This window comes from Enterobacter cloacae complex sp. 397G4, from assembly GCF_050031515.1.
GTDB lineage: Bacteria > Pseudomonadota > Gammaproteobacteria > Enterobacterales > Enterobacteriaceae > Enterobacter > Enterobacter hormaechei_C.
In genome coordinates, this window is the sequence record NZ_JBLGWE010000006.1 from 1 (window position 1) to 15049 (window position 15049).

Annotated in this window: 17 protein-coding genes and 1 pseudogene; 9 read left to right on the plus strand and 9 right to left on the minus strand. The window is 55.6% G+C overall.

The features are described from left to right. From ACQG1Y_RS26185 to ACQG1Y_RS26195, 3 genes are all read right to left on the minus strand, one after another. Window positions 1-2393: lytic transglycosylase (locus ACQG1Y_RS26185; protein WP_426737487.1), on the minus strand; the 2393-nt coding region annotated here is incomplete at its 3' end. Between the two features lie 37 nt (window positions 2394-2430). Continuing rightward, complete coding sequence (locus ACQG1Y_RS26190) at window positions 2431-3240, minus strand: hypothetical protein (RefSeq protein ID WP_199123130.1); 810 nt, start codon at window positions 3238-3240, stop codon at window positions 2431-2433. 385 nt (window positions 3241-3625) lie between these two features. Beyond that, complete coding sequence (locus ACQG1Y_RS26195) at window positions 3626-3823, minus strand: hypothetical protein (RefSeq protein ID WP_032145639.1); 198 nt, start codon at window positions 3821-3823, stop codon at window positions 3626-3628. 378 nt (window positions 3824-4201) lie between these two features. On the opposite strand from ACQG1Y_RS26195, the gene ACQG1Y_RS26200 reads away from it, so the two are divergent. From ACQG1Y_RS26200 to ACQG1Y_RS26210, 3 genes are all read left to right on the plus strand, one after another. After that, entirely contained in the window at window positions 4202-5413 is a 1212-nt protein-coding gene (locus tag ACQG1Y_RS26200; protein ID WP_024008466.1) for a hypothetical protein, read from the plus strand. A gap of 66 nt (window positions 5414-5479) precedes the next feature. Continuing rightward, a complete protein-coding gene (locus ACQG1Y_RS26205) occupies window positions 5480-5767 on the plus strand; it encodes a hypothetical protein (protein ID WP_024008465.1) in 288 nt (95 codons plus the stop codon). After that, entirely contained in the window at window positions 5764-6216 is a 453-nt protein-coding gene (locus ACQG1Y_RS26210) for a hypothetical protein (protein WP_024008464.1), read from the plus strand. The genes ACQG1Y_RS26205 and ACQG1Y_RS26210 overlap by 4 nt, the downstream gene beginning before the upstream one ends. Before the next feature lie 796 nt (window positions 6217-7012). Here the strand turns inward: ACQG1Y_RS26210 and ACQG1Y_RS26215 are convergent. Then, complete coding sequence (locus ACQG1Y_RS26215; RefSeq protein WP_426737492.1) at window positions 7013-7531, minus strand: ribbon-helix-helix protein, CopG family; 519 nt, start codon at window positions 7529-7531, stop codon at window positions 7013-7015. Between the two features lie 551 nt (window positions 7532-8082). On the opposite strand from ACQG1Y_RS26215, the gene ACQG1Y_RS26220 reads away from it, so the two are divergent. Continuing rightward, a complete protein-coding gene (locus ACQG1Y_RS26220) occupies window positions 8083-9381 on the plus strand; it encodes a VapE domain-containing protein (protein ID WP_024008474.1) in 1299 nt (432 codons plus the stop codon). A 563-nt stretch (window positions 9382-9944) separates the two neighbouring features. On the opposite strand, the gene ACQG1Y_RS26225 is transcribed toward ACQG1Y_RS26220, so the two are convergent. Next, a complete protein-coding gene (locus ACQG1Y_RS26225) occupies window positions 9945-10502 on the minus strand; it encodes a transposase (protein ID WP_024008473.1) in 558 nt (185 codons plus the stop codon). Window positions 10503-10589: 87 nt separating this feature from the next. Here ACQG1Y_RS26225 and ACQG1Y_RS26230 point away from each other — a divergent pair, with 87 nt between their 5' ends. Beyond that, window positions 10590-11270 (plus strand): hypothetical protein, encoded by a 681-nt coding sequence (locus ACQG1Y_RS26230; RefSeq protein ID WP_024008472.1) that lies wholly within the window; start codon window positions 10590-10592, stop codon window positions 11268-11270. A gap of 39 nt (window positions 11271-11309) precedes the next feature. Here ACQG1Y_RS26230 and ACQG1Y_RS26235 read toward each other — a convergent pair whose 3' ends face one another. The 3 genes from ACQG1Y_RS26235 to ACQG1Y_RS26245 form a co-directional block, all read right to left on the minus strand. Beyond that, entirely contained in the window at window positions 11310-11672 is a 363-nt protein-coding gene (locus ACQG1Y_RS26235; protein ID WP_063922100.1) for a hypothetical protein, read from the minus strand. Between the two features lie 59 nt (window positions 11673-11731). Then, a complete protein-coding gene (locus ACQG1Y_RS26240) occupies window positions 11732-11926 on the minus strand; it encodes a hypothetical protein (protein WP_008324022.1) in 195 nt (64 codons plus the stop codon). A 109-nt stretch (window positions 11927-12035) separates the two neighbouring features. Further along, a complete protein-coding gene (locus ACQG1Y_RS26245; protein WP_024008471.1) occupies window positions 12036-12662 on the minus strand; it encodes a recombinase family protein in 627 nt (208 codons plus the stop codon). A 222-nt stretch (window positions 12663-12884) separates the two neighbouring features. On the opposite strand from ACQG1Y_RS26245, the gene ACQG1Y_RS26250 reads away from it, so the two are divergent. From ACQG1Y_RS26250 to ACQG1Y_RS26265, 4 genes are read left to right on the plus strand one after another with little or no spacing between them, the layout of a single operon-like run. Continuing rightward, the gene (locus ACQG1Y_RS26250; protein WP_024008470.1) at window positions 12885-13520 is read left to right on the plus strand and encodes a hypothetical protein; all 636 of its coding nucleotides are present in this window, start codon (window positions 12885-12887) and stop codon (window positions 13518-13520) included. After that, window positions 13513-14118, plus strand: coding sequence for a low temperature requirement protein A (locus ACQG1Y_RS26255; RefSeq protein WP_426737499.1), 606 nt, complete (start codon window positions 13513-13515; stop codon window positions 14116-14118). The genes ACQG1Y_RS26250 and ACQG1Y_RS26255 overlap by 8 nt, the downstream gene beginning before the upstream one ends. Continuing rightward, window positions 14109-14477, plus strand: a complete 369-nt coding sequence (locus ACQG1Y_RS26260; RefSeq protein ID WP_008324018.1) for a hypothetical protein — start codon at window positions 14109-14111, stop codon at window positions 14475-14477. Before ACQG1Y_RS26255 ends, ACQG1Y_RS26260 begins: the two co-directional genes overlap by 10 nt. Beyond that, on the plus strand, window positions 14470-14637 hold the full coding sequence (locus tag ACQG1Y_RS26265) for a hypothetical protein (protein WP_164965969.1): 168 nt from the start codon (window positions 14470-14472) through the stop codon (window positions 14635-14637). The genes ACQG1Y_RS26260 and ACQG1Y_RS26265 overlap by 8 nt, the downstream gene beginning before the upstream one ends. A 54-nt stretch (window positions 14638-14691) precedes the next feature. Here the strand turns inward: ACQG1Y_RS26265 and ACQG1Y_RS26270 are convergent. Beyond that, window positions 14692-15049, minus strand: a pseudogene (locus ACQG1Y_RS26270) (lytic transglycosylase); the annotation flags it as partial.

Consider the following 15049-nt stretch of genomic DNA (forward strand, 5'->3'; position numbering starts at 1 on the left):
ACCTCAGGATCGCCACTGGCATATGTGCTGACAATCTCGCGCAGGGTGCGCTTGCGTCCGCCTTTGAATGCCCCGGTGCTATAGCGCAGCAGCTGCCCCGCCGACGCTGCGACGCCTGCCTGCTGGGATGGGAAGCGCCGCCAGTTGCCGTTAACGTCTTTCACGTTGCCGACATTGTTCCCTGCCCAGTTTCCGGCAGCACCGCTGCCAGCTGCGGCGGCGGATGGTGAAGAAATATAGTTGCTGTCGAGCGCAGCCTCTCCTGCTGTTTGCGGGCCGTATGCAGCTGCGTGTGCATTTGCATTGCCCTGCTCTACAAAGTTGAGCTGCTGCTGACGCATGAGGTGCTGCTGGCGTTTCAGTGCCCTGTATCGGTCGCCATCTGGCCCCATGGTCTGCATACCGACGCCCTTGTCCTGCAAGGTGTTCATTTCCTGCTGGTAGGCATCGAGACGCCAGCCGTATTTGCGGCGGGCCTGCTGCTGCGTATCGAGGCGCATCCCCTTCTCATAATCGCGGCGCAGACTGTCCTCACTGCCCCCGGTCATTTTGACCAGCGCCATGCGCATCACATCGAGAGCAGGCAGGGCGCGGCGTGCGTAGTCTTCAAACTGGTTGTTGAGCTTCGCTACGTTATCGCGGATCTCGCTTCCCTCTGTCTTTGCCGGGCCATGCGTTGCGGCTACCTGAGTGAGTACGTCTTTCAGTTTCTCCGGGTCAGTCCCTTTAAGGGCATCGGTAAGGCGCTGGCGTTCGCCAGCATCAAGGCTCCCACGCTTGAGGTACTCATTGCCCATGATCTCCAACCCTTTCCCACTCTGGATCTGTCCCAGTGCGGCGTAGCTGGTCGCGTTTACGCTGCTGGGGTCAAGTTTCAGGCGGCTGAGGCGATCAGAAACGCCGCTCATGTCTGCGCTACTCATCTGGTCGAGCGCCAGCGCATCGTTGATACCGACGCCAAGGTGGCGAGAGAGCGCTACGACTGAATCAGGGCCGTAACCATAGGCGCGATGGATGCTCTGCCGGGTCATATCGAGAAGAGTCTGATCGCCCTGATAATTGCCGCCGAAACGCTGACCGTACAGCGAATCAGGCCCCAGAGTGCTGCTGATTGTGCCGAAAGCGCCGCCAGACTGGAGGACTTCAAGCGCCATCGGGTTATTGATGCCGTTGCGGAGGGCCATGCGGGCCATAAATGCCCGTGATGGGTCGCCCATCGCGCCACCGCGCTGAAGGTTCGCATTAACGCGGCCCAGAAGGTTGGTGGAGCCCAGCAAATCCATGCCGGGGATCCCTGAGCTCATCAGGCCAGCCATTGCACCCGCATAGCCAGGCACATTAGGCGCGGTCAGGCTCATGCGTGCCTGTTGGGTGGCAAAGTCGCTGATTGCCTGCATAGCTTCGCCAGCCTGAGCAAACGCACCTGATTTGCCGATAGCCTCCCCCATGAGCAGGCCCATGCGGCGCAGCTGCTGATCGTTATTTACGACACGGGAGGCGGAGAGCTGTCCGATTGTGCCCGCGACGCTGTTTGGGTCGAGGCCGTAGGAGCGGGCCAGACCGCCAGAAACCAGCATCCCGGTGCCAAGGTTCTGGCCCGGCTGGATGTTAGCGGCGCGGGAATAAGTGGAGGCCAGCGCGATGGCGTCACCGTTGGTCATGCCCAGACGGTTGGCGGTACTCATGACACCACGCTGGAGGCTGGAAAAGCTGACAATTCCGCCCACTTGACGATAGAGCTTATCCAGCCCGATCACGTTGTCCTGCGCCTGTCCGATCTTGTCCGCAACCGCACCAATGATTTTGCCGACGCCGAGAGCTGCGAGACCGCCTACTAAGCCCATGAGCCCTGCACCTGCACCGCCAGAAAGCCCGGCATTCATTGCGCCGCTAATGGTGCCGCCAACCGGGCCAGCGTTGCGCAGCATCGTGCTAAGGTGGTTCTGCCATGCCGGAGGCTGGTTATTATTTTGCGGCCTGCGATGAGGCGCAGGTGAAGGATTTGAGGGGGTAGGTGCTGGCGGCTTAGGTTTCGGCGCTGGCTGGTCGTTAAACTCCACGCCGAGAAACTGGAGCATGGACTGCATTTTTTTGATGCGTACTGCCTGATCGGTATACATCTTTGACCAGTCAGCCATAAGCGGGTTAGTCGCGCCCTGTCCGGTCTTGCCCATGGTCTGCTTGAGCTCTGTCTGGATGGAGAGCAGCTTCTGCATTTGCTTAATGAAAGCATTCAGATCGTCTTTTGAGCGCAGGTTAATGGGCTCAAACTTCTGTTTATTGGCCTGCCCAACCTGCGACGCAAGGACGCGGATCTGGTCGTTGACCATCTGGATCTGTTGTTTAAGGTCAGCAGCGTCAAACTGCGCACTGACCGGGATTTTAATAGCCATGGGATGCCTCTTTTTGTTGTGAGGCTCCAGTGTGTTGTCACGACAAATCAGCCGCCCGTAGCTGTGCCAGTAGGGCGAGAAGTTCCGGCCCGTCGCCACGTTCGGTGTCAATCATGAGCCCGTCCAGATACTCCCATTCGCCCAGCGCAGCCAGAATGCAGGCCCGTAAGCGGTTAAACAGGAGCTGCGGCACCCGTTCCAGCGTTAGGGGTAAAGTGGACGCCAATTGCAGCGCAGCTGCACCGCTACCGCTCAGGGGGAAATCGTTGTATGCAGCCCGGTAGACGCCGAAATAGCGCGGCTGGACTGGCTCCGGGTCAATCCACTTGCGTGAGACATTATTGCCGGAGGAGGTAGCGCTGGCATTGCAGCAAGGGCATGACGCAGTAACAAAGCCTGATCGGTCTCTGGCAATTCGCAGCGGTGCCCGGTGACAATCGGCGCAGATGGCTGCTGTGTCTGCTTTATCCTCCACTGTGGCGTGTATCTCTACCGCTTCCTGCACTGTCATAAACTGCATGGGGGAGCGTGGAATGGCGAGCGGTAGAAGGCGTGCCTTCGGCTCGCATTCAGGGCAATAAAACCGCACTGTGCCTACTGTCGGGGCATCCCTGTCCCAGTCCCAATTGAGTGGGGTCGATGGGTGTTTCTCGCATAAATAAACCGGGTGGCCACTTGCATTAAACCCTGTCACTCCGGGGCGCTGGTTGTGAAACTCTGTTGATGGATTACGCAGCAGCTGGCGCTGTATGGCCTCGCTTTGGCTGTCGCCAATCCAGACTGACCAGACAGGCACGCCGTCCTCAACGTGACCGATAAGCCACGGGGCCATAAGAGGCGGCTGCATGATCGGATTCCCACGGGCTCCAACGCCCTTTTTGTTCTCAGCGACGCGATTCCAGCAAGACACGCAACACACGCTCCATGGTGTAGCCTTGCTGCCGTTCTTCTTCCCAACAAGTCTCCCTGTTCTCCCGCATCGAGGGCAATGCTCAATATTAACGGGAGGTAGCCGTGAAGATTCACCGCGCCACAAAATCACGCCCGTAGCGCATCGTGAGCATGGTCTGGCGCAAGCCTCAGGGTCTGCCTTACGACTTATCGTTTCGTCGTGAAGACGCTGGCAGGTGCTGACACTGACACATGATTTTGCTTTATCCGGGCAGGTGACAAACAGGACACCGGGCATCAAGTCCGGGTAAGCCTCAAATGCGCCGATAATCTGGAGTTTTTCAGGTGCTGGAGAATCCATTTTTTTGACCACCTTTAATTACGTCACACACGCCGTAAGCCGCGTCAATACTGGGTTTGTTGTGTTTTTTATCTTGACACAATTCCGCAATTTTTTCTATATTGCTTTCAGCGGAAGCACTCACAAGGGCACCGCTGCTAAATTTCAACGGCAGCTTGTTGAAGAACACCCCAGCCACGAGGGGTTAGCCGGGTGCGCTCTCCACCCATTACGGGGCGTGAGAGCGAAAGGCGCAGATCAGTGCGGCTCTCTCCGGGGTAGAAATACCCGCATCACCGCATAAGCCCTTATGACCTGCAAAATGCTTTTGGCATGAAAGTACCTCCGGCCCTTCGGGGCCAAATCCTTTTGAAGTTGAGACCAACCCTTTGAGAAAAATTTATCGAAAGGCGCTCGCTGAATCACTGAGGATCAGCGCTCGCCACCTGGACAACCTGATCGCTGCGGGAAAAGTACCTACCCCAGACGGCAGGACATATCCGGGAGGCCATTACTGGTGGCTTACCCCGGAGCTAAAGAAGGTAATCAAGGCGCAAAAACGCCCGGAGCGTTGAGAATGAGCGAGAGCAAAGATGAATTCCTGTTGTGGCCCGGCGTGTTTGATGAAGCGCTGGCCCGCGTACTGCCTGCCCCCTCTTACATGGAATGGGTGCAGCAGGTACGGCAGATCGCCTGCTGGGCTAACATCCTGAAGCTGAGCGATGCGCAGGCTATCTGCGAGCGTTGGAGCGCATCAGGCGTTAATGCAGCCCCGGCTGACGCGGGACTTATTCGCGCCGCTCTCCGCCCTCAGTCTCTCGAAAAACTCAGCCCGTTCTCCATGGCTGGCGCGTTCCTGCGTGATTCTGGTCTTATCCCGGAGATCCACTCTGGGCGCTTTGGCTCCTACCAACCGACCGCCGCAGACCTCGCCAAACGTGAGGCACAGCGCCGGGAAATGGAGGAGGCCCACCGGGTAGCACTAGAGGCTGACGAACGGCAGCGCCAGATTGCCGTCCGGCAGGCTACGCAGATTTACAACAAGGCCAGTCTCGATCCGGCTCAATCGCCGTACTGGCAGAGAAAATGCAGTGCAGCCGCACTGCCCCTACCGCTGCCGGATGACGTAAAGGCTTCAAACTGGCGTACCTTTGAGAAAGGAGCACCCAGCAAAGGCATTTACTGGAATCACTCGCTGGTTATCCCTCTGTATCGCATCACCGACACGTTGCAGTTGGGGATGAGTACCATAGAGATCATTTGCGGTCGCCCTAACCCAGAAACTGAGCTGTCATTCACCGGAGCAAAACGCGGCCTCAAAGGTGCCCAGCGTGGCGGGAGCTTCTACCCGTTCAACATCGACAAAGCCCGTCACGGTTCACCTCTGGTTATCTGCGAGGGTTTTACCTCTGGGCTGGCCCTGTCTCTCGCTATGGGCGGAGCATTGCCTGTGTTCTGTGCAATGAGCTGCAATAATTTTGCCGCAGTCATTGATGAGCTGCGCATTGTTTACGACCACAGCCCGATCTACATCGTGGGCGACGTGGGCGTAGGCGAGGAGATAGCGCAAAGTATCGCGGAGGCTAACACTCGTCGCTATCCTCCAGTTTATTCCGTGCCGCTTTCTCGCTGCCTGTTCGAGGACGGCAACGATCCCTTTGACCTGCTAGCCCGCCATGGAGTTGATAACTCCCGCGTTCTCCTGCGGTCGTTATTCCGGGAGGCCCGCATTGGTCGTGACGGTACGCTGTCCGGGCCGAGCTCATCGGATGCCATTCACCATATTTGAATATTCACACGCCGCTCTCCGTATTGGAGAAGCGGCTTTTTTATTTATGCCAGGAGTATCAAAACCATGACAGATCAGGACTTCGAAACGATGCTATTTAACGAGTCAAGCCAGACTGCGACGCTGTTTGTGGCCCGCGCCGTAACTGACCTCGACGCAATGCTGGGAGAAGGTTACGCCGTCGCTAATCCTGCCGTTCTGGCACAATGGATCGCGGTAGCCGGTTCTCAAATGGTTACGCTCCAGCAGCTGCATGGCGCTAACGGTCTGGCAACTCAGATCGAACGTCTGGCGGGTATGGCTGACGCTATCGAGGCCAGCGCCGCAGCGGCTCACACGGGGCGTATGCAATGAATTACAGCGTAATACACTCAGAGAGTACCGCCTCCGTTGTCGCCCTCATCGAGAAAGAAATGGCGGAGTGGCAGCTGGCTGATTATGCCATTACGCTGCTGCCTAACTTCTATCCGGGTGCTCGCCAGACGCTGCCGGGCGGGGCCTCTGTGGTTATCGACCGCGCAGGCTTTACCAAAAGCCCATGGGGAGGGACGCCGCAGTTTGCAGCAGATGCACGCAAAGCAATGACGGTGAAGGATGCCAAAGCGCGTGCCCGCGTCATCCGTAGCGTATGCGATGCCGAGCGGGAGGCGCTCGCTACGGCGCTGATGCTGGAGCTATTCGGTATTTCTGACCTCGATCCCCTTCTGGCCCGTCTGCCAAAAATTGATGAGCTCACGCTGCTGACCGTTGGCGATGCAGATAAAAAGGCTATCTCTGAGGCGTTCAGCGTCTGGCTGAGATAACTGCTATTCGTGTATTTGGCACAAACTGCGGCACCGCCGCCCATACCGATAGACTTCAAAAAAGAGTAAATATCTCCGCAAAGCCGCTCCCCGTCACGTCTGGCGCGGATAATGACGGTTGCATGTCCCGTAACAATAGTCTACTATTGTTGTACTGCAAGAGCATTCGCAGAGGGTATCAACCAGTAATTGGCCCTTTGCGCTGGGCAGTCAGGAGGCTGGTCTCCTGTCGGTAGCTCAACCTGAGTAATCAGGTTGGTATCTGAACCCACGAGCTAAAGATTGGCTGCGGCTACCAAGCATTACGAAGGGCGCTTATTGCGCCCTTCTGCTTTTTATAACTTATAACCTGCCTAACAACGTGCCTTGCGTCCTGTGAGTCTCATACGCGGTTACTACGCTGTAAATCCATCCGCTCTGAGCCCAGTCAGCCTCTTTTGGCTCCAGTATGACGATCCCAAGCGCTGAGCGTAAAACCTTCGGCCTGTGCTTCCCACCCGGATGGTTGAACTCACAATACACTCCAGCACCTGGCTGAATAACGTCACACACGAAACGCGCCACATCATTCACGGTATGATAACCGAGCCGCACCAGTTCCTTTTCATGCTCTGCCCATATATGACGCACGCCAAAGCCGCTATTAGGGCCTCTATGATTCCCCACGCGCAGAAATATATCCCCGGCAGGTATTACATCCCCTCTTGAAACAAACTCCGGTAAAGAGCCAAAACATGGGAGCCCTGCTGGGTGGGCTATATGGCTGTTAGGTGAGCCATTAATGCCGTAGTTATTCTTAGCCATTGAGCAGTCCACTATCCCGCAGCTTATGCCGATAGTCCCGCAGGCGGCTGCGTGTCCACTCCTGCCCGGTCGCACTGGTGAAGCCCAGCGCATTGAGCGCGTTCGTAATGTCAGCCAACCCGGCCCCCTCAGCACTCATGCGCACTATCATAGCATCGGCCTCAGGGTCTACAGCATGAAAACGAGGATCGGCGGCTCGCGCTGTATTACGCTGTATTTCATTGCCTGACGCCGTGTTACGCGGTGTTGCTTCAATGTGTTGCACTGTCTGACGGTGTGGTTCTGCTGTCTTACGTTGTGGGGCATTCCCGGCGATAACTTCCAGCAATTCGATCACCTTGTCGAGCTTGTCAGACGCAGCCGGAGCAGTAGCGACGCCGAGGTACTCCCGGAGCGCAGCCAGCGCTATATCTGTACGGGTGAGGTGTTCGGCACTGGCTCGCTCATCAAGCAGCTGCATGAGATCTGCCGGGAGCCTGAGGCTCAGGGCAGCTGTTTTGTTCTCTTTCATGGCGTCCCCCTTTGTGTTTCAGTGCATTATTACGTCATACACGACGTAATGCAACGTGACACATTAGCGGTAAGGGCCGAGCCGTTGGCTCGACATAAAGACAGTCCACAACGAGGCCGCAAAGTGTGGATAAAATCACATTATCATCAATAGCTTATCCACAACGGCATAAACGCCGTAATGGCTTTGGATCTGTATGCAAAAGATGAGAGTGCCGGAGGATCAATTACGTTGATCGTTTGGCCCTTCGACGCTATTCTGTGGGGGCATTTGATTTGGGCGGTTTTGGAACGGCAACCCAGATTACAGGCGAAAAAAAACCAGCCGGGCAGCTGGTTTTTAATCGCCTCAGGCAGCGTCAACTGTCTGGTGCATTCCGGTCGATGTCTTGGGAACGTCTCCGGGGAATACTGAGATAACTATACCTGACGGGCATTTGTTACTCAACACTGATTGTAGCGTCAATTTTGACGCCATTCAAGCCGTATTCCCTCGCAAGATGCCCCGCCGTATCGGCCTTAACGCAAAAAATTCGCAGTTAAGGACATAAGATGAATACGCAAGATAATGTAATGCCAATCGAGGAAGCCAAGGCGCTGAAAGAAGCGAGCGACGCTATCGGTAAAGTGATTGCCGACCTCGAAAAAAACGATTCAGGGCTGGATAAGGGCCGCATCCGTAACTCCACGCGCAACCTCGCCCGCATTATTGAAAATGCCCGCCTGTTACTGGGCTTTTCCGCACATTATGACGAGTTCCTGCTAGAAACCGTCCTGCTGAGCGATAAGGGCCGCAGACCGCTGGATGCCGACGCCGTGACTGATGTCATGCGTATGCTTACCGATCATGAGTTCCGGCCTTACGCTAAGCCCAAAAGCAGCATGTATTCCATCATTCAGGAGCCAGACCGCGAGCGCCTGAAACACGTCATTAAAGCCGTTGCGCGGCTCAATGCCATTGACTCGCTGCGGGACTGGTTTTGCTCGCTGCCTGAATGGGATGGCGTGGAGCGTGTGGATCGGTTTTTCGGTCATTATGTCCCGTGCAACGATAACCCCGTGTATATGGCGGCGGTGAGCCGTTATTTCCTCACCTCGCTGGCAGGTCGCGCCGTGTGCCCCGGATTAAAGGCGGATGCCATTCCGGTGCTATATGGCCCGCAGGGCACGCGTAAATCCACCATGCTGGAGGCAATCGCGCCAGATTTTAACTGGTACGCCAACACTGAAATCGACGGGGAAAACAAAGAGGTTGTGCGCCAGCGTATCGGCAAAATGATCGTGGAGTATGCCGAAATGGATAAAATGCGGCCTTCCGATGTGCAGAAAATCCGCCGTGATTTGGCGCTGCGCAAGGATGAAAACCGCCGCATGAAACAAGACTATTACGATCAGGTTCCGCGCCGCTGGATGGGCTGCGGCACCGTAAACTCCCAGAAATTTCTTGTCGATGAAACCGGAAACCGCCGCTTTTTCCCCCTGACAGTGACCGATAAATGCCTGATTGATAAATTTACCTCCGACCGTGAGCAGGTGTTTGCGGAGGCGTTGAATATCTTCAATGCTGAGGGCAACGTGCCCAGCTGGCTGACGGCTGAGGAGCTCGCAAAAGCCGCTCATGAGGACTATATCGACCACGATCCATGGCACGGCACCATTGAAATGCTGCTGCAAAGCCACCCCAGCCAGATCTCCAATCGCCTCCTCAATGAGGCTGTGGGGCTGGATTTAGGCCGGAGAGACAAAAAATCGGCTCACCGCATCCGGGCAATCATGACTATGTTGGGATGGTCGGAGGCCAAAAACATCGGGCCAAACAAGGAGCGAGGATTCCGGCGTAACCTCCCATAAACAGGCGCATGAGCCACCTTTCGAGGTGGCTTTTTTTATGGAGACGTGGAGACAAAAGGAGACAAAAAGGAGGCATAAAATAGACGTTTTAACTTATTGATATTATTGAATATAGACGTAAGAGACGTAATAAATATATATTAATATAATAAAATACCCTATACAGCCACGCCGCCACCGCCAGCAGTAAACAACCTCTCGTTATGTCTCCTTACGTCTCTTACGTCTATTTCTTTTATATTCAATTGGTTGCGTTGTCTCCCGTTTAGTCTCTGGAGACGTTTATTTGTCTCCGCCTTTGTCTCCGCTGCCGCATAGCGTCGCAAAGTGCATCCCCGGAGGGGTGCAGCTGCGTGACGCGGTTCTGCTTTGGTGGATGGTTTGAGGGGGTAGCGGTATGGGCCGTGCTTTCGCACGGACACTGCAAAATTCACTGGCCCGGTGCCAGATCGGCAGCTGAGAGCCTCATGATACGGTTACATTTTGGCTACGGTGTTTTGTGGTATGGCGGGGGTTTACGATGGTAGAGCGGCGGACAGGTGGCAATATGCCCGCCGTTTTGGTCATTTCTGGCGGTTCATTCCGCCGCGCATAATGTCTGCCTCTGTGCCGGGCTTGATGTCGTACATCAGGCGCTCTGCCTCCTGCGCTTTGAGCAGGGCGAGGATCGCGGATGCCACGGCGCGGGTCATCTGGGGGTCATTGTCTACAACGGCTTTAAGCTGGCGAGCCCTGAGCCCTGACAGGTCTTTGGCGTGCTGTTGCAGGAGCTCGAATTGCTGGGCGGTGAAGTGATTGCGCAGCTGTCGGATCTTCGCGCTGGGTGTCTCGTTAAGCAGCTGCTGTGCGCGTTCGCGCTGCTCCATGAGGCTGGTCACGTTGTCCGGCTGCTGTTCTTCCTTTTCGGCGTTGGCGAACCACTCCCGCACGGTTCTGGCGGGGATCCCTGTCTGACGTGCGACGCTGGCGGCAGTTGCACCCGGTTCTTTGCCGAGGATAAGCACCTGCTGGCGTTGCTGTGGGGTGTACGTTGTTCTGCCCATGGCGATGGATTCCTGGCTGATTGAGAATGACGCCATGGTGGCATCACGACCGCCTTGTGGCAGCGCAGCTGCCGCCATACCGATTGCTCTATTGAAGTTAACTACAATATGTATTACAGTATAAAAAATACAAATTGTAGTTGTTAAAATAGTGAGATTAAGCCCATGCCAGACCTGAAAGAAATTTTAAAAAATAGTCTTTTTAATCAAGTCGATGATAGCGTTTCAGCCCCTATATCAATCCGACTTCCAACCATTTTAAATAATGAGTTGGACGAACTATCTTTGAGTCTTGATCGCTCTAAGAGCTCACTGATCAGCGAATTTATTAAGGCCGGGGTCGCTGCTGCGAATGAGCTACTAAAAGAGCACTCTCTGATTAGCGATGAATTGAAAGAGCAGTTGGTTGATCAGCGCGAGGATAGCGCTGCGAGCTTCATGGATAGAAAAGCCTTCATGTTAAATACGAACTACAACAACGATGAAGAAACGCATTTCGATATGGTTAAAAACCAAGAGGCAGCGGCCTTTTGTAAGGGATGGAAAGAGTACATCTGTCAGCTTTCCAAAGGCGATACCGTCTATCTGTATCAGAGTGGCGTAGGCATCATTGCTTCTGGTGTTGTGGATGGTGAGCTGGTGAAAAGCGAGCATTACGGCGTAGCTGATGATAAATACGCTAAGCCACTCAAAGATTTTAAAACCGGCTTTAAGGCTATCTCCGCGCGTCGCTTTAAAGAGTTAACCGGGGGCGGCGCTAATTTCCGTAGAACGATGATAGAACTCACCTCTATGCAGGCTCATGCTATTGCTCAAGAGATCGAGAGATTAACGTCTAAGCAGTGATAATCCTTAGGTAAGATAAGGGCCCTTTCGGGCCCTTTTTTATAGGCTTATTTTGTTAGAACCTAAATCGTGGGAACACTCAACCGATACAGTGTCAGCTTTCGGGGAGGTGCCAAAGGTTGCAAAGAATTTCCTGTTTCCGCCGTCCAGCCAGAAAATATCCATCATGGCGATAGTCTGCTGTGGCACGCCTGCGGTGATGTGGACGCCGTAGCTTTCAGAGGTTAGTTCTCTGACTGGGAATCGGTTCCCGTTCCACGTCACAGTCATGCGTGGCCCGGTATTGGTCTCCAGCCTGATTATGGTGCCGTCAGTGCAGAGAAAGCGGGAGGCTATCTCTCCGGCGTGCAGCTGCGTGCTGGCGAGGAGTAGCGTGAGCGCTACGGGTATATTGATTTTCATAATATGTAATTCATTACACCATATTGATTTTGATATAGGCCCCCGAAGGGGCCCGGTTGTTATGCCTGCCACTCGAACAGTCGGCAGACGGGCAGGGTCAGCACCCGCCCCTCTGTAGTTCTGAGGCTTACTTGATGAATGCCGCGCCCGTTCATCGCTACACTGCGAGGTTTTCCGTGCTGGTAGATCTGCCCATGCTCAATGCTGAGTCCGGGGAAGGTTTGCGCCGTATGACGCTGTGATGCAATAATCATAATGTTGGTTCCATTGGGTTGGTTCTGACAAAGGCGCGGTTACGGTGGCCACCTGATCCGCGCCGCCTCTGGCCCTGCTGCGCTCCAACGCAACGGGGCCAAATCTTTTCTACTGCTCTCGCGTTACTCGCAGCACCGTGGAGCGTGAGCAGCCCGCCAGTCTGGCGATCTCTCCCGGTCTGTGCCCCGCTGCTGCATACTTCAAAATCTTCTTATGCAGTGCTGTATTAGGCTGCTTGCCCTTATATTTCCCGGCCTCCACTGCCTTTTTAATGCCTTGCGCCTGACGTTTACGGCGTGTTTCGTAGTCATCGCGGGCCCATGCTGCGGCGATGTCGAGCAGCATCGAGTTGAGCGCATCGAGTACCACGTTGCGAACGTCGAAACCGCCCGCCCCGGTCGGCTGTTCTCCCTGCAATACCGCCAGCGTCGTGGGGATGTCGCAGCAGACGATGCGCAGCCGTTTGGCTCTGATCCGTTCTTTCAACTGCTCCCACTCTGAACGGGTGAGGCGGCTCAGGCGGTCGAGCTTTTCAACCAGCAGGACAAAGCCCGGCCCGGCGTCGTGCAGCAGTTTATTGAGCTGCGGGCGCTCCAGCTGCGTGCCGGAGATATTCTCCCGATACCAGCCGCAGATCGTCAGGCCATTAGCTGCGGCAAAGGTTTTGAGCTCATCCTCTGCGCGGCTGGCGTCCTGTGTCTCAGTGCTGGCCCTCATGTAAATCATGCAATTCATCGTTAGCTCCCGCGCTATGGGGTGTTTTCTGTAGTGCGTTTTTAGATATTGCGTCTTTTAAGTTAAAAAATCAATCTATAAGACGCATTAATCACTGCTTTTTTGAGGTGTACCCAAAAAGTCACCTTTGCGGGCCAACGGCACGCCCCCTACCGCTCTGGTCGTGACGGCAAACTGTCAGGGTCAGCATTCCGCTGGCTATAACGAGAAAGGGCATACCGAATGAGCAAAGAAAGCGAAAAACACGTTGATCGTGTACTCGACCAAATTTCCACCCGGCTGGAGAGCCTGACGGTCTCCGGGCCTAAATTAGGCGACCTAAGCACTCTCCGGTCACACATGCTGCGTCTGCTGGATAAGGTCAGCGAGCAGGAGATCGCCGCTACCGGGCTTCGCCTGCGCCTTGAGATTGAAAATGGGCAGGTTTCCTCTTTGGAGTCCCAGCTGGCGAATCTGAATGAGCTGATCGAGGAGGGTAAAGCCTGCCTACGTTCTGGCGAACCGGTTCGCCCTGAGTGTGGTATGGCTCCGGCCCTTCTGCCTGAGGTGCAAAACGAACTGGTAGCGGCGCAGCAGGTGGCAGCAGCCACCCGCAGCGAGCTGTCAGCCTGCCAGCACCAGATCGATATGCTCAATGCAAACGTAAGCCGGGCGGCTGAGGATGCGTATCTGAGCGCCCATCTGGCCTACGTGAGCACTCTGCTGCGTGAGTCCATGGATCTGGCTGCGATGGCTGGCGCGAAAGTAAGCAATGGCGCGGCTTCGGTTACGCTGGATCGTCGTCTGGGGCTGCTTCTGCAAAATCAGGGTATGGTTCTGGCGCTTAAAAATTACCAGGGGGATCGTGCTAATGGGTAACTTCCAAAAACTTCTTGATCTGCTGCGTGATGCGCAGGGCCCTGTGACGCTGACTAAAGCGCTGTCTGTGGCTTCCGGTCAACCTCTGGCGCGTCAGTCGCTGGATTTAGCGCTGAAAAGCTGTGTTGAGCTGGGCGTGCCGGAGCATCATCAGAAGATGCTCAAAGATATGGTGGCGGCGGGTGAGGCTGCTGGTGTTCCTCAGGAGGAGATCGAGGGGCGAATTGCTGGCGTTATGCGCCGCTTCTCCACTGAGCCCATGACCAAATCCACCGCTGGCGATGCGCTGGCGCAGGCAATGAGCGGTTCCCCTGTGCAGTCCGTCCCGGATATGACGATCACCCGCAACCTGTCGGTTGAGCAAATCCATCTGGCCCGGCAGCAGCAGATTGCCGATCAGCAGCTGCTGCGCGAGTGTGAGAGCGCTGGCGTTTCAAGTGGGCAGATTGTTGAGCTGAGCGAGGCTCTTTCTGCCTCTCGTGGCCTTCCAGACGCTGCCCGTGCCCCCGGTATCGCTGCCGTTCGCCAGCAGCTGACGGAGGAGCCGCTCTCTCCAGCTGTACAGGGTATCGACTGGAGCGCTCAGGGATGGAAATAAACAGCCGGGCCGTATTGCTGGCCTGTCTGTCTGCGCTGCGCTTGCCTGCGGGTGAGCGCACTTCTGATCACGTCATGCAGCTGGCACATCTGCGCACCGTTCTGCGTAACGAGGGGTATTCCTCCCCTGCTATTCATGACGACGCGGCTTTACTCAAAGAGGCTGAGGGGCTGGCAAAGGCCCGCCGTGAGTGGCTGGCTGACTCCGCTGATATGCGTCAACGCCATGCCGAACTCCAGCACCTTGTTGCGTTAAACCTCTTACCTGAGGATGAAGCGAGGCAGGAACAGGGCGATAACTACCGGGAGCACCAGTTACGCGATCCGGTTAAGCAGGAGGGAAAACCTGAATATGATTGAGTCCAATCTGGTGATCCCCTCGCGCGTTATGGCCCCCCATGACGCGCAGAAAAAGCGCAGGATGCACGCAAGGATCCGCGCCGCAGCCCGTGAAAAGATGCGGCGGGTTATGGCAGCGCCAACGTGGCACTGGCGCTACCCTACGCCGCCGAGAGCATAAAAAAGGGCCCAAATATGGGCCCTTTGTTTTTTGCGTGCCAGCACGCCCCTACCGCTACCGACTGGCAAAGCTGCGCGGTTGTGTGAAAGAGCTTTTTACCGGGACGCTTTGGGTTTGTGTGCGCCCATCAGGGTATTGCAGGTTTACATTGATATTGGCGTCTGAAATATCAATTTTTCCTCCGCGTTGCCCGGCTGGCATGGTTTCAGGGGCGATCTTGTAGTTGTTCTGATTGTTCAGTGCCATGTTAACGCCCTCAGTAACCACTGATTGCGGGATGCTGGCATTTTTCACGTTCTCTTTGCGGAGGATGGCCCGCGTCACGTTCAGCAGCGTGTTCTGGTCGGTTAAGTCCAGTTGCTGATCTGGCCCGTACCCTGTCCATTCGCTTGCCTGCCGGATGTAGCGCGGC

What these genes read in the sequence shown, in the direction of transcription:
- ACQG1Y_RS26220 (WP_024008474.1), top strand. Translation starts at nt 8,083, where the DNA reads ATGAATACGCAAGATAATGTAATGCCAATCGAGGAAGCCAAGGCGCTG.
- ACQG1Y_RS26240 (WP_008324022.1), bottom strand. Translation starts at nt 11,926, where the DNA reads ATGATTATTGCATCACAGCGTCATACGGCGCAAACCTTCCCCGGACTC.
- ACQG1Y_RS26245 (WP_024008471.1), bottom strand. Translation starts at nt 12,662, where the DNA reads ATGAATTGCATGATTTACATGAGGGCCAGCACTGAGACACAGGACGCC.
- ACQG1Y_RS26250 (WP_024008470.1), top strand. Translation starts at nt 12,885, where the DNA reads ATGAGCAAAGAAAGCGAAAAACACGTTGATCGTGTACTCGACCAAATT.
- ACQG1Y_RS26215 (WP_426737492.1), bottom strand. Translation starts at nt 7,531, where the DNA reads ATGAAAGAGAACAAAACAGCTGCCCTGAGCCTCAGGCTCCCGGCAGAT.
- ACQG1Y_RS26260 (WP_008324018.1), top strand. Translation starts at nt 14,109, where the DNA reads ATGGAAATAAACAGCCGGGCCGTATTGCTGGCCTGTCTGTCTGCGCTG.
- ACQG1Y_RS26225 (WP_024008473.1), bottom strand. Translation starts at nt 10,502, where the DNA reads ATGGCGGCAGCTGCGCTGCCACAAGGCGGTCGTGATGCCACCATGGCG.
- ACQG1Y_RS26235 (WP_063922100.1), bottom strand. Translation starts at nt 11,672, where the DNA reads ATGAAAATCAATATACCCGTAGCGCTCACGCTACTCCTCGCCAGCACG.
- ACQG1Y_RS26190 (WP_199123130.1), bottom strand. Translation starts at nt 3,240, where the DNA reads ATGCAGCCGCCTCTTATGGCCCCGTGGCTTATCGGTCACGTTGAGGAC.
- ACQG1Y_RS26210 (WP_024008464.1), top strand. Translation starts at nt 5,764, where the DNA reads ATGAATTACAGCGTAATACACTCAGAGAGTACCGCCTCCGTTGTCGCC.
- ACQG1Y_RS26265 (WP_164965969.1), top strand. Translation starts at nt 14,470, where the DNA reads ATGATTGAGTCCAATCTGGTGATCCCCTCGCGCGTTATGGCCCCCCAT.
- ACQG1Y_RS26200 (WP_024008466.1), top strand. Translation starts at nt 4,202, where the DNA reads ATGAGCGAGAGCAAAGATGAATTCCTGTTGTGGCCCGGCGTGTTTGAT.
- ACQG1Y_RS26230 (WP_024008472.1), top strand. Translation starts at nt 10,590, where the DNA reads ATGCCAGACCTGAAAGAAATTTTAAAAAATAGTCTTTTTAATCAAGTC.
- ACQG1Y_RS26205 (WP_024008465.1), top strand. Translation starts at nt 5,480, where the DNA reads ATGACAGATCAGGACTTCGAAACGATGCTATTTAACGAGTCAAGCCAG.
- ACQG1Y_RS26255 (WP_426737499.1), top strand. Translation starts at nt 13,513, where the DNA reads ATGGGTAACTTCCAAAAACTTCTTGATCTGCTGCGTGATGCGCAGGGC.